This window comes from Parasediminibacterium schistidii (assembly GCF_046546515.1).
In the GTDB taxonomy this organism is placed as follows: Bacteria; Bacteroidota; Bacteroidia; order Chitinophagales; family Chitinophagaceae; genus Parasediminibacterium.
Genome location: NZ_JBKHKJ010000012.1, coordinates 14,581 through 28,218, shown reverse-complemented (window position 1 = coordinate 28,218; position 13,638 = coordinate 14,581). Strand labels below are relative to the sequence as shown.

Sequence of the window (13,638 nt, the reverse complement as noted above, 5' to 3'; positions counted from 1 at the left end):
TTTATTATAATGTATATAAATGTGTGCCAAACAATTGTAAACTAGATAGAAAATAATCTAAGATAAATTGCTTTTGGCTTAACATTTGAAATAATAACTTCAAATAAATCACTATGGAACTTTCACAAAAATCTTTAGAGGCACTGAATGCGCAAGTAAAAATAGAGGCAGACGCATCGCACCAATATTTGGCCACTGCTGCTTGGCTGGAAAGCCAGCCTGGGCTTGATGGGCTTACGCAATTTTTTTACAAGCAAGCCCAAGAAGAGCGGGAACACATGACACGCTTAATGCACTATATAGCCATGCGAAAAGGAAAGGCCCTTGTACAGTCACTAAACCCTCCGCAACAAGCATTTAAAGATTTGAAAGAAGTATTTGAACTTTTTTTGAGGAATGAGCAGGAAGTAACCAAAAGCATTAACCAATGGGTGGGCATTGCACTAAACGAAGGCGACTATATTACCTTCCAATTTTGGCAATGGTATTTGAAAGAACAACTGGAAGAAGAGAACCAAGCAACTAAAATGTTGGACGAACTAAGCCTAATTGGCGAAAACCGTGCTGCCTTATATAGCTTTGATAAAGACATCCTGAACGTGCGTGAAAAAATAAGCCAAGAAACCAGCGAGGAACTGAGCCACGCATAGGATTTTTTATTACATACATTTCCTTTTTACTACTTTCTAAAGAAATTGGTATAGATAGCACGATTTATATGAAGTTAGTGTTTCAAGCACGTTTCTATGATAGGCTTAGGGTGGATTTCCCTTTGGCTATTAAGTGTTTTGTACTTCCTATGTTTGCAATGTATCTGGTTGGTTATTGCCAAAAGGTATGTATCTTTAGCGTAAATCAATTAATACCCTTTTGTTACAAAAATCTACTATCCAGTTACTTCGGTTTCCTTTTTCCTTTTTCCTGCTGCCTGTGTATTTGTTTGCGCTTAGTTTTTTGCCTGCTATACACTTTTGCAGGGCAATATGGGTATTTGTGCTGCTGCATTTGCTGCTTTACCCTGCCAGCAATGGCTACAATAGCTATATGGACAGGGACGAGGGCAGCATTGGCGGTATCAAAAACCCCATGCAGCCCACCAAGCAACTATTTTATGCCACTATGCTACTCGACCTTTTGGCCTGTATCATTGCCCTCGCAATTAGTGCTACTAGCTTATTGCTTGTGGTTACATACATCGTTTTCAGCAGGCTATACAGCTACCGTGGCGTGCGGCTAAAACAATTCCCAATAATTGGTTTCCTCACCGTAATACTAAACCAAGGAGCTACTATTTTTTATTTGGTTTACCATGCCGCTTCTAGTGATTTAACCACGCACATCCCCATCACTGGCTTAATCATCAGCACCTTGCTTATTGGGGGTTTTTACCCCATCACACAGGTTTACCAGCATGGGCAGGATGCTAAAGATGGCGTAAAAACCATTAGCATGTTGCTAGGTGCTAAAGGCACTTTTATTTTTTGTGCTGTGCTGTATAGCCTTTCATTTGGGTTGCTTTTCCAGCATTTTTTTGCCTTGAGACAGTTGCGGTCTTTTATTATTGTACAAATCTTATTTGCCCCTGTTATCGTTTATTTCTTATATTGGTTTGTGTTGGTATGCAGGGATGGCACGATGGCCAACTTTAAACACACCATGAATATGAACTGGTTGGCATCCACCTGTACCAACACGGCTTTTTTGGCACTTATTTTTCTTAATCATTGATAAACAAATATTTTGGCTAAAATTATTTCTATTGGCACGGCAGTACCTGCTTATCAGCATTTGCAAGAAGATATACTGCATTTCATGCAGGATTCTTTTGATATTGACGATGTAGAAAAGCGGAAGCTGAAATTCTTATACGCCCAAAGCAGCATTGGTACCCGCTATTCTGTAATAGCTGATTTTAGCCAGCCAAAAAAATTGTGGGATTTTATACCCACTGGTCCTGCTGCTCCATTCCCCAATTTAGACAGGCGGATGGAGATTTACGACAAGGAAGCATTGCCACTTAGTATTACCGCAATTGGTAATTGTTTAAAAAACAAACTAGAACCCAAAGAAATAACTCATTTAATAACCGTTAGCTGTACCGGCATGAGCGCTCCTGGCTTAGACCTTCAAATTGCGGAGCAACTGGCATTGCCCCCAACTATTTTCAGGACATCTGTTAATTTTTTAGGATGTTATGCAGCTATTCATGCGTTAAAGTTGGCTAAGTTAATAGCAGACAGCAGCCCCACGGCCAAAGTGCTGGTTGTTTGCACAGAATTGTGCACCATCCATTTCCAAAAAGAATATACCGCAGACAATGCTTGCAGCAGCTTGTTGTTTAGCGATGGTTGTGCCGCTGCATTGATTACCGGCGACAAAGCGGAACAAAAGGGAGTTACCATACTTTCTTTTTATAGCGAAATAGCGGCAAGCGGCAAGGGCGACATGAGCTGGAAACTGAGCAGCAATGGTTTTTTAATGAGCCTGAGCAGCTATGTTGCAGATATAATTAAGCAAGACATAAAGACACTGGCTACTAAAAGCTTGCAGCAAAACAACCTGAACCCAAACAACATAACCCATTGGTGCATACACCCGGGTGGCAGGAAAATATTGGAAGCGGTGGAGCAAGCCATGCAACTGCACAAGCCGCAATTGCAAGACAGCTACCATGTGCTTGGTAAGTATGGCAATATGAGTTCTCCGACCATACTGTTTGTGTTGAAAGAAATAATGGCAAAAGCAACCGTGGGCGAGCATGTATTTGGATGCGCGTTCGGCCCGGGATTAACAATGGAAACATTCACAGGGGTTTATGAGTGATTTTTTTCTTTCTTAGTGCAACTTCGAGTCTTTATGCCTTTGTGGCAATATTTTTTGAATAGCTGTATTTTTATTTGATTCATCGCTAGCCAGAATGAGAATTGATAAAATAATATGCCGGATTTTAAACAACGCAGTGCTAAAAAAGAGTTGCTAGACCAGGATGGAATCCCATTTGAGGACATCAGGCAGAACATGCGGGAACTAGACATGATCAATACCTGGCTAGGCGGTCATGGCATTACTTTGCAAGGAATAAAAGCATTGATGCCGCTGGGGCCGAAAAACCCTGTGTCGATATGCGAGATTGGCTGTGGCGGGGGGGATAACCTGCACGCCATAGCTAAAGAGCTGAACATGCAAGGCATCCTTTTTAAAACACTAGGCATTGACATCAAAAAGGAATGCCTAGAAACGGCTCATGCCCAATATAAAAACGACAATGCCGTGTGGGTGCAGAGCGATTATAAAAAAGTTCGTTTTGCCCAGCCAGAAGACATTATTTTTTCGTCGCTTTTCTGCCATCATTTTAGCAACGAGGCACTTGTGGAACAATTAAAATGGATGCACAGCAACTGTAGCAAAGGTTTTTTTATTAACGACCTGCACCGGCATTGGCTGGCTTATTATTCCATCAAATTCATCACTCGTTTGTTTTCCAAATCGTACCTTGTTAAAAACGATGCGCCTTTGTCTGTGCTAAGGGGTTTTACCAAAAAAGAATGGATAGCTATTTTGCAGCAAGCCGGCATCAGCAACTACACTATCCAATGGAAATGGGCTTTCAGGCATTTGATAGTGGTGAAAAAGTGAGGATAGTTTGTAACACGAACTTAGCGATTACCACTTAGTGGTTGGTGAAACACCAAAGTGAATGGCATGCCAATGTTTTATGTAGATACGTTGCATGCAACTTCCCTACAAGTGGCAAGGAGTTATTGTATTTAAAAATTTGGAAAAATGGACGGGTTCAAAGGTAAAGACGGCTATTCAGTTATTGCCATTGTTGGCGGTGGGTTGGCTGGGCTTTGCTTTGCCATACAAGCGGCCGACAAAGGGTATTCGGTTGCACTGTTTGAAAAAGAAACCTATCCGTGCCATAAAGTTTGCGGGGAATATATTAGCAAGGAATCCTGGCCTTTCCTCCAAGGCCTAGGGCTAAACCTAGCAAGCTTGGATTTGCCCCATATCAACCAATTGCAAGTAAGCTCTGTAAACGGCAAGTCGTTTTCGCACAAGCTGCCGCTAGGGGGCTTTGGCATCAGCCGCTATTTGATAGATAAACTGCTTGCTGATATTGCAGTAAAAAAAGGTGTGCAGTTATTTACTGCCACAAAAGTAAAAGACATACAGTATAAAGAGAACAGCCTTGGCAAAGGCAATTTTTCTATCCATGCCCAGCCGCTTTCAGATACAGGGGCAAGCACAAACTTTAACTGGGAAGCCGATGTTGCCATTGGCAGCTTTGGCAAAAGAAGCAATATAGACCTGCAATGGAAAAGGGATTTTGCTGCACAAAAGCCTAATAAGCTAAACAATTATATAGGCATCAAATACCATATAGAAGTGCCATACCCGGACAATACCATTGCCCTGCACAACTTTGAAAATGGGTATTGCGGCATGAGCAAAATAGAGGATAACAAAAGCTGCCTGTGCTACCTTACAACCGCCCAAAACCTGAAAAATAATGGCAATTCCATCAAGCAAATGGAGGAAAACATCCTTTACAAAAACCCTTTCCTAAAGGATATATTCACTAATGCACATTTTCTTTTCCCTCAGCCGGTGGCCATATCGCAAATTAGTTTCCAGCCTAAAACAATAGTAGAAAACCATGTATTGATGGCTGGCGATGCAGCTGGTATGATAACGCCTTTGTGCGGCAACGGCATGAGCATGGCCATGCACGCATCGAAACTGGCATTTGAGCAGGTTGATTTATTCTTGCAAAAAAGAATAACGAGGGAAGAAATGGAACTTCAATACAAAAAAAAATGGAGGGAGCAATTTAGTACACGCCTTTCCACAGGGCGAGTGATACAGTCTTTGTTTGGCGGCGTGACAACCTCTAATGTATTGGTAAGCACCATGCGTTTGTTCCCTTTTTTGGCTACGCCTTTAATAAAAGCAACACATGGGGTTGTGTTTTGATTTTTTTTTTGCCACAAAGGCCCCAAGGCTCGAAGAAGCGCAAAGGAAAAAAGAAGGAAGAAATACAACTTTGTATTGTTTTATTTAAAAACTTCGTGCCTCTTTGTGTTTTAGTGCTTTTGTGGCAAAAACCCTTTCCTACTTAGGTGCTTTTTTATACAAATACATGGCCACAAACACAAAAATACCATTAGGTATCCAAGCGGCTATGATGGGGGGCAGGTTGCCTTTGGTAGAAAAAATAGTAGAAAACCTGTCTGTGATAATAAAAGCCGCCGCGGTAATAAAACCTACTGCCAAGTGCGCCCCACTTCCCCCACGCACTTTGCGCCCGGCAACAATAGCCCCTATCACCGTAAGCAGGAACACCGTTACGGGCGTGGCATCCCTCCTGTAAAGCTCTACTTTCAAATCGTTGATGCCCTCTGAACCCCTTGACTCCTCCAGGTTTATAAATTTTGCCAGTTCTGGCGAAGTCAGCTTGTCTTTCGTGTACTTGTCCCGGCTTAGGTCTAGCGGCTTGAAGTTAAAATTAGCTTGTTGCGTTGGCACCAATACCAGCTTCTCCCCTAGTGGCAAAATGGTTCGGGTAAGCGTATTTTCCAGCCGCCATTTTTTGGTAGCCGTGTCCCATTGTATGTTTTCGCCACGGATGTTTTGGGTAACCTTGCTTTTTTCTACCCGTTCCATGAAAAAGGGGCCTCCCCGCTTTGTAAGCGTGTCATAATTAAGTATGCCAGCATAAGTAAAAGAATCTATTTTGAAATAAATGCTGGTATTGGTGTTCATGGTAAGCTGGTTGTAAGAATTATCATTGTCAACATACCTAGCTTCAAAAGCACTCCTTATCTGGTTTGCTTTTGGTATCACATACTGGTCGGCCAGCCAAAGCAGCCCTGCAAGAATAAACCCACCCATATAATAAGGGCGCAGCCACCTGTTGTACGATATGCCACTTGCCAGTATAGGTATAATTTCTGTTCGGTTAGCCATTTTGGAAGTAAAAAATATAACAGATATATACACGAACAAAGGAAATAACAAGGCGACTATATGGGGTATAAACCCGTAATAATACCCTGTTACTATCCTAAAGAACCCTAGGTGTGACTTTACAAAGTTGTCTGTTTTCTCACTCAAATCTATCACCACCGCTATTATGGTAAACAGAAAGATGGCAAAAAAGAAAGTGCTTAAAAAATTCTTGAGTATATACCAGTCTAATTTCTTCATTTATACCACTGATTAAAAATGATTTGAATGATGCTAATGATTATTACCCATAGCAGCTTAGGAACTCATAAAAGTTATTTTAGCAAACCAATTTTTGCTTGTACATGTATCTATGCATTGCAAATATAATTGCAAGACAGCTGCCCTGAACGGTTTAGTAATTCTGCTATGGCAAATTGAGCAACATAATCCGGCAATCTGCTCACAGGCGGTTTTTATGGAAAGAGCATAAATTTCTTGAACTCATTTCGTAATATTCCATTATTAATAATACGTCATTTTTGATAATCTGTCATAGTATATTAGGGCAAAAAAATACATCCTTTAACAAGGATGTACGGATTATAGCATTTTACAGGTATTAGATTTGTAGTAAAAATAGCTACAACATCCCTCCCATATAGTAAAACTATTATTTGGTGGATAAAGAAAATAATGTATTATCATTTATACACATTTATAGTTTGTAATAAAGTAAAAGGTAATTTATTATAACCGCTGCTTTAAAACAGGAATAATATCATTTTTCCAGCTTACAAAATTATTATCTAGTATTTGTGCCCTCGCTTCTGTAACTAGCCATAAGTAAAAAGCAAGGTTATGGATGCTGGCTATTTGCAAGGCCAGTATTTCATTAGCCACAAACAAATGCCGCAGGTATCCTTTGCTGTAATACTGGCTGGTAGGGCAGGGTATGCCATCGTCGATACAGCTAAAATCAGTTGCCCATTTCTTGTTGCGGATATTGATAATGCCTTTTGAGGTAAACAACATGCCGTTGCGGCCATTGCGGGTAGGCATCACACAATCGAACATATCTACCCCTATGGCTATATTTTCCAGTATGTTCCACGGTGTGCCTACGCCCATGAGGTAGCGAGGCTTTTCTACTGGCAAAATATCGCAGCACAGTTCTGCAAACTCATACATCATTTGTTCTGGTTCGCCCACGCTAAGGCCGCCAATGGCATTGCCTGTTGACTGTTGGCTGGCAACATACTCCGCAGATGCAGTTCGCAAATCTTTGTAGGTGCTGCCTTGTATAATGGGGAACAGATTTTGCGTGTAGCCATATTTATCAGGCGTTTCGCCTAGGCGTTTAAAACACCTGTCTAGCCAGCGGTGGGTAAGTTCCATGCTTTTTTTTGCATAGATGTATTCGCTAGGGTATGGGGGGCATTCGTCAAAAGCCATGATAATGTCTCCGCCAATGCTGCGCTGTATGTCCATTACCTTTTCGGGCGTAAACAAGTGCCTGCTGCCATCTATATGGCTTTGGAACAATACGCCTTCCTCATTTATTTTCCTGTTGGCCGCTAATGAAAATACTTGGTAGCCACCACTATCCGTAAGTATCGGCCTGTCCCACCCGTTAAATTTGTGCAGCCCGCCTGCTGCTTCCAGCACTTCTGTGCCGGGACGGAGGTACAAATGGTAGGTATTTCCCAAAATAATTTGTGCCTGTATTTCTTCTTTTAACTGCGCTTGGGTTACCGCTTTTACACTGCCAACCGTACCAACAGGCATAAAAATGGGTGTATTAATAATGCCATGGTCGGTAGTAATGGTACCCACCCTTGCTTTGCTTTGTGTATCGGTATGTTGAAGGTTAAATGCTAATGCAGCCATCTGGCAAAAATAAGGTACTAAGCTCTAAGTGTAGGGCAATGGTTTTAATGGGTTATTTTTTGTTTTTTGGTGGCTTATTTTTTTTTGATAATTTCCTTTTTTACCTATAACTCATTGATATTCAATTGTTTATGTTTTTTTTAGCCTCATTTTTTATGATAATTTAAGTGAATTTTATGATAGTTTATTGATAATGGAATGATAGTTTTATTATAGTAAAATGATAGTTTATTGATAAGAAACTGATAAGATTTTGATGGTGGATTATCATTTTCCTAAGCCAACTAACCTCCCATTCTGAAAGCAAGGCCAAGATGCCCCTAGGTGCTCCTTTAATGTAAAATTAGCAGGAATAGGTATATAGCCCAAAATAAAAATCCTATATGGGGGAAATATTCCCCCATGGGTATCCAAAATTTCCCCCATATAGGATGCTAGTTGAACCGCAAACACCAAGTTGGTTATTTATGTAGATAAAACGTAAATAACCCTATTTCTGCCAAATAGAAACCAACAAAAAACGAAGTTTTGAAATGACACAAAATTTATTTGGCAAATTCAAAATCCAATTGTTAATTTAGCTAAATTAATTGTTGCTACATTGTTAAAAAATAGTATATTTAGCTGGAATCCGATTTTAAAATTAACTTAAAAAACTTATGAAAGCATCTCACTCAAATTTAAAGGCTTGGATTCCTACATAAATTCTCCAATCCAAAAAACTTGAAAGTTTTTTCTGTTCCTTTTTGGTCAATTAATTAAATACCTATCATATTTTAACCTTAAGCACTAACAATTGCTAATCCTGTAATCGTAGCAAAAATGAACAGTTTAATAGACTTTTTCAATAAATTATTTGAAACGAATGGCTTTATGCCACGCTGGCAATGCGGCCACTGGACAGAGGCACATGGATGGGTATATATATTATCAAATATTAACATTGGGCTTGCTTATTTAACTATCCCTATGTTAATGGTTTATTTTATAAAGAAAAGGGAGGATACCCCTTTCCGTGGTATTTTTATATTGTTTAGCCTTTTTATTATTTTCTGTGGTCTTACCCATATTGTTGATGCCGGTATGTTTTGGTATCCGCTATATAGGCTAAATGCAGTTTTGCTATTTATCACTGCCCTTATTTCTACCGCCACAGTGGTTGCATTGTATAAGAATTTGCCAGCAGCATTTAACTTAAAATCGCCCGCTGAACTTCAAAAAATAATAGATGAACAAACCGCAGCCTTGCAAATTGCCAACCAAAAGCTAAAAGCAAGCGAAGAGCAGTTTAAAGCCTTGGTGAATAATAACCCAGACGTGATAATGTTGATGGGCAAAAACCTAGAATATAAGTTTGTAAACGAATCGGTAACATCGGTATCGTCAAAAAGCATAACAGATTTTATTGGCAAAAAACCTACTGATATTTTTAGCAAGCATCCTAATACCCCAAAATTCACCAAGCATTTGGAAGATGTATTTGCAACAGGAAAAAATGCCCATTATGAAGTAGAGTCAGTGACGGATAAAAAAGGGGCTGGCTATTTTGCAATTAATATGATACCCTTGTTCAGCAAAGAAGGAGAAGTGAGCGACGTACTTGCCATAACCAAAGACTTTACCGAAATAAAGCAAAACGAACAAAAGCTGAATGAAACCATTGAAAGACTGGACAAATTATCAAAAAGGCTAGAATTTAAAAAGAATACGTTGCAGGATTTTGCTTACATCGTTTCGCACAACCTACGCTCCCCTGTTGGCAACCTTAGCTTGCTGATGGATATTTACAAAAGAACTACAATCGCTGAAAAGAAAGAGGAATTATTGGGCAAGCTGTTTCAAGTAACCACACAGCTTTCCAAAACCGTGCAGGATTTAAGCGAGGTAGTAAACATAAACCAAAACATGGAACTGGAAAGGCAAGCACTGCCGTTTAGCACCGTTTTAGAAAGCCAGATTACTAGTCTTTCTACCCAGATTGCTGCCAGTAATGCAACTATTACTTACCATTTTGCTGATTGTGAAACAATTAATTACCCAAAGATTTATTTGGAAAGTATTTTTTTGAATTTACTTACCAATGCCTTGAAATATGCCTCGGAAAACCGGCAGCCAGAAATTGTTTTTACCAGTTTTAAAAATGAAAATGGGCTTATTACCCTTACATGCAAGGACAATGGCATGGGTTTGGATTTAAATAAATATGGCAACAAAATATTTTCGCTGCACAAAACATTCCACAACCGCCCGGATTCAAAAGGTGTTGGCCTTTTTATAACCAAGCACCAGGTAAAATCGCTGGGCGGCAGCATCCGTGTTGAGAGCGAACCCGACAAAGGCGCAACATTTATTATTAACTTTAATGAAATTGATTTTCTATGAAAAACAAGGTAGACAGCGTATGTATTGTGGATGACGACTTGATATATCAATACCTAGCTAAAGAAGAAATTGAATTCACCGATATGGTTAGTAAAATCATGTTTTTTGACGATGGCGAAAAAGCCATACAGTTTATTCTGGAAATGCTGGACAAAAACAAAAGGCATGAGCTACCTGATATCATATTCCTAGATGTTAATATGCCAGTAATGGATGGATGGGAATTTTTGGAGGCCTATATACTGCTAAAACCAAGGCTAGAAAAAAATATTGTCATCTACCTCGTTAGTTCGTCTATCGACATGAGAGACATGGACAGGGCAAGGGAAATAAGTGAAGTAAGCGACTATATCATTAAGCCCGTTTCGGGCGATAGGCTGCAAGCTATTTTTACTGAACTGCTGGGGTAGGATGTATTGCAAATTTGTACATTTGCAATATACATTTTAAAATCCCCCCCGCAATACTATTCATTGCCTGCACTTAACTTGGCTTGCGGCCTTTGCAAAGCCAGCCCAAAAACGGCAGCCGTGATGGCACCCCATAAAAAATTGACCATTATGGCATTGATAAAAATATTCCATACTTGCCCGCTGTTGCTGTCTAAAGGGTTGGTAACTGGGGTGTTGGCCGATGCAAATGGCTGCAATGGCATTAAAGCCAGCGCAAGCAACAATAGCAAGCACGAAAAGAATACCCCCATTGCTGTAACAATGGCGCCCGCAATTACTTTAAGGCTGCCAGTAGGAATGGTGAACCGCTTAAGCCAAACATACAGTAACACCACCCCTGCAAATGCAGCATTGCCAATGTAGAGTTGCCATGTATTTTCCGACTGGTGCACGCCTGCTATAACAGAGGCCGTTATGCTTGCATATAAAAGGGCGGCTACAAAGCCGAAACCTATATAACCTTTCCAAAAGCTTTTGCTAAATATATTCGTTTCCATGCATACTATCAATCCAAAGGGTGTGCCACCATTTTTTGTTAATTCTTATACTGTTATGATTAAGTGGCAGGCTATAACATATAGTATATTGTAGAATATTTTTCATGGATTTGCTTTTTGAAAAATAATAGTTGTGGCATATTAATAGCATTTTGTTTCCTTTTCTCCTCAAATGAAGGATGGCATAGGTTCATTTCACATGGGCATTAAGTTTGTTGCTTGCTGTGGTATAGAAGCAATACCGCTTCATTAAATTCAATAAAAAAAACATCATGGAAAAGAAGCACAGCGATTCAAAAAGAGAAAGTAGTGTTGCTAAAAACGGCAGCCATGCTGCGGAAAACAAAAGTACAAGTGCTGCATCTAAAAAATCTACAGCAGGTACTGCAAAAACAAAACAAGCTGGCCATGGCGATAAAATGCCGTCTGGAAATGCTAAGTAAGATTGGTAAAACAATCGTCAAGTTCAAGGCACAATAACACCAAAGGGGGCGTTCTTTTTAAAAAGAACGCCCCCTTTGGTGTTATTAAAAATGGGCTATTACCAATGTAAAATCTTGATTAATGTGCCATTAATGCACCGATGGTACCAGTATTACTTAAACCCGGATTTTGCAGTTGAAATCTATTGCAAGCCCCAACTACTTCAAACACAAGCATTTGCTTGATTTTTTGGCCTTGCCATAGTATGCTATGTTTTCGACCAAAAATTCGGCTCAAATACTTGTCTTTATTGCATTTGAGCCTTTCATAACGAAGTCAACTACAGAATCCGGGTTAAAAAAGGGATGCTGCTTGCTAAAATATCAGTAGCTTATTTTGAGATATTAAGCCTCGTTTTTTTCCTCTTCATCCAGAAATACCTCAAACTGCTTATTGGTCAAAAAGTCATTGAAATTGTCGGTAATACTGGGTGATATATTGTAAAGGGTAAGCTGGTTTTTATCTAGCTGCCCATTGATGAGCCGTGTGATAAAGTCTTTGAATTCTAACTTTTCAAGGCCTAATAAAAATGCAAGTTCCATGTATTCTTTGTAATTGAACAATTGGAAACGGGTAAAATACTGCTCGTTGTGGATAGGGGAGGTGTCAAATTTCTTATAGTCGTTTGTGCCACGATGGTCTATCAGGAAGGGCACAAGCTCGTTGTTATCCAAATAAAACCCAACTGTAAGGGAATATTTATGCCCTTCAAAATGGGTAGTAGCACCTGCTATATGGTTTACTTTTTTAAAAAAGTATTCATCGTAAAGGGTGCTTTCTTTGTTGTAGGATAGCTGGGCTGTTTGCTCTTTTGAATAAAAGACTACAAATAAATCTGTAGCTGGCACGGTGTATTCCACAGCCAGTTCCAGCTTTACATTTTTTTGGTTTTCTAGGTCGAAAAGATAAATATGCATAATATAATTAGGAATTAGAAATTAAGAATTAGGAAATAAACAAGGTTTCAACGACTTATCCTTTATAGGCCTGTTTTAAAGTCGCTTTAATTCCTAATTCCTAATTTATTCGAATACAATCGTTTTGTTTTCATGAATAATTACTTTGTTGTCAAAAACCAGTTGCAGGGCTTTGGCCAGCACGGCCGTTTCTATTTCCTTGCCAGCTTTTACCATGTCGGCGGTGGTAAAGGAATGGTTTACAGAAATGATTTGCTGCGCTATGATGGGGCCTTCGTCTAGCTGATTGGTTACAAAGTGCGCAGTGGCACCGATGAGTTTTACCCCCCTTTCATAAGCCTGCTTGTAGGGGTTGGCACCAATAAAAGCTGGCAGGAAGGAGTGGTGTATATTAATCAACCGCAAAGGGTATTTTTCTACAAAAGCAGGGGAGAGGATGCGCATGAATTTGGCCAATACTATATAATCTGCATTGTAGCTGCTAACTGTTTTGTATAATTCATTTTCAAATGCTTCTTTAGTTATTCCTTCATGGCTTACCAAGTGAAAAGGCATATCGAACCTGCGGCAAATGTCTTGCAAGGTTGGGTGGTTGCCCACTACGCAAAACATCGAAGCTCCTAGGGTATTAAAATGGTTACGGATTAATATATCGGTGAGGCAATGATACTCCTTGGTTACCAGTACTACTATTTTCTTTAACGGGTTTGGGGTTGCCGTTACTTGTGCATCTTCAGGAAGTACTGCTTTTAGCTGTGCTTCTAATATGGCGGCATCTACAGTCTTGGTTATTTGGATGCGGGCAAAAAAGCGGTTTTGAATAGTATCTACATGTTCACGCATGGATACGATATTTAATTCCTGTTCCCTTAGCAAGCCAGCAATATTGGCTACTAAGCCAACTTTGTCCGCACATTGAATAACAATAACCATTTTCAAACGTAAATTTTAAAGCCTTATCTTATGAAGGGCAGCAAAAGTAATGGTGGGGGGAATAAGTTGGGGAATAAATATTTTTGGTATTAATGCAATTAAATAGAAGTTTACTACTCTGGTGCAAGTTTGCTT

13 protein-coding genes are annotated in these 13,638 nt (G+C 39.7%); 8 read left to right on the top strand and 5 right to left on the bottom strand.

Features of this window, described 5'->3' with window-relative positions; all coding sequences use genetic code 11:
* Nucleotides 1-113 precede the first annotated feature (113 nt).
* The 5 genes from ACHFIY_RS08695 (at nucleotide 114) to ACHFIY_RS08675 (ending at nucleotide 4,977) form a co-directional block, all read left to right on the top strand.
* Entirely contained in the window at nucleotides 114-650 is a 537-nt protein-coding gene (locus tag ACHFIY_RS08695) for a ferritin (RefSeq protein WP_410845689.1), read from the top strand.
* 220 nt (nucleotides 651-870) lie between these two features.
* The gene (locus ACHFIY_RS08690) at nucleotides 871-1,728 is read left to right on the top strand and encodes a UbiA family prenyltransferase (protein ID WP_410845688.1); all 858 of its coding nucleotides are present in this window, start codon (nucleotides 871-873) and stop codon (nucleotides 1,726-1,728) included.
* A 12-nt stretch (nucleotides 1,729-1,740) separates the two neighbouring features.
* Nucleotides 1,741-2,823, top strand: a complete 1,083-nt coding sequence (locus tag ACHFIY_RS08685; protein WP_410845687.1) for a type III polyketide synthase — start codon at nucleotides 1,741-1,743, stop codon at nucleotides 2,821-2,823.
* Nucleotides 2,824-2,937: 114 nt separating this feature from the next.
* Nucleotides 2,938-3,636 (top strand): methyltransferase domain-containing protein, encoded by a 699-nt coding sequence (locus tag ACHFIY_RS08680; RefSeq protein ID WP_410845686.1) that lies wholly within the window; start codon nucleotides 2,938-2,940, stop codon nucleotides 3,634-3,636.
* A 147-nt stretch (nucleotides 3,637-3,783) separates the two neighbouring features.
* Complete coding sequence (locus ACHFIY_RS08675; RefSeq protein WP_410845685.1) at nucleotides 3,784-4,977, top strand: NAD(P)/FAD-dependent oxidoreductase; 1,194 nt, start codon at nucleotides 3,784-3,786, stop codon at nucleotides 4,975-4,977.
* Nucleotides 4,978-5,115: 138 nt separating this feature from the next.
* On the opposite strand, the gene ACHFIY_RS08670 is transcribed toward ACHFIY_RS08675, so the two are convergent.
* Entirely contained in the window at nucleotides 5,116-6,210 is a 1,095-nt protein-coding gene (locus ACHFIY_RS08670; RefSeq protein ID WP_410845684.1) for an LptF/LptG family permease, read from the bottom strand.
* Nucleotides 6,211-6,699: 489 nt separating this feature from the next.
* Entirely contained in the window at nucleotides 6,700-7,839 is a 1,140-nt protein-coding gene (gene tgt / locus ACHFIY_RS08665) for a tRNA guanosine(34) transglycosylase Tgt (protein ID WP_410845683.1), read from the bottom strand.
* An 822-nt stretch (nucleotides 7,840-8,661) separates the two neighbouring features.
* Here tgt and ACHFIY_RS08660 point away from each other — a divergent pair.
* The gene (locus tag ACHFIY_RS08660; RefSeq protein ID WP_410845682.1) at nucleotides 8,662-10,221 is read left to right on the top strand and encodes a sensor histidine kinase; all 1,560 of its coding nucleotides are present in this window, start codon (nucleotides 8,662-8,664) and stop codon (nucleotides 10,219-10,221) included.
* Nucleotides 10,218-10,631 carry a response regulator gene (locus ACHFIY_RS08655; protein ID WP_410845681.1) on the top strand — a complete coding sequence of 138 codons (414 nt, stop codon included), beginning with the start codon at nucleotides 10,218-10,220 and terminating at the stop codon, nucleotides 10,629-10,631. Before ACHFIY_RS08660 ends, ACHFIY_RS08655 begins: the two co-directional genes overlap by 4 nt.
* Before the next feature lie 56 nt (nucleotides 10,632-10,687).
* On the opposite strand, the gene ACHFIY_RS08650 is transcribed toward ACHFIY_RS08655, so the two are convergent.
* Entirely contained in the window at nucleotides 10,688-11,170 is a 483-nt protein-coding gene (locus tag ACHFIY_RS08650; RefSeq protein ID WP_410845680.1) for a hypothetical protein, read from the bottom strand.
* A 272-nt stretch (nucleotides 11,171-11,442) separates the two neighbouring features.
* On the opposite strand from ACHFIY_RS08650, the gene ACHFIY_RS08645 reads away from it, so the two are divergent.
* Nucleotides 11,443-11,613 (top strand): hypothetical protein, encoded by a 171-nt coding sequence (locus ACHFIY_RS08645; RefSeq protein WP_410845679.1) that lies wholly within the window; start codon nucleotides 11,443-11,445, stop codon nucleotides 11,611-11,613.
* 384 nt (nucleotides 11,614-11,997) lie between these two features.
* Here the strand turns inward: ACHFIY_RS08645 and ACHFIY_RS08640 are convergent, their stop codons facing one another.
* On the bottom strand, nucleotides 11,998-12,570 hold the full coding sequence (locus tag ACHFIY_RS08640) for a hypothetical protein (protein WP_410845678.1): 573 nt from the start codon (nucleotides 12,568-12,570) through the stop codon (nucleotides 11,998-12,000).
* A 105-nt stretch (nucleotides 12,571-12,675) separates the two neighbouring features.
* Nucleotides 12,676-13,503 carry a formyltetrahydrofolate deformylase gene (gene purU / locus ACHFIY_RS08635; protein WP_410845677.1) on the bottom strand — a complete coding sequence of 276 codons (828 nt, stop codon included), beginning with the start codon at nucleotides 13,501-13,503 and terminating at the stop codon, nucleotides 12,676-12,678.
* Between the last annotated feature and the right edge of the window lie 135 nt (nucleotides 13,504-13,638).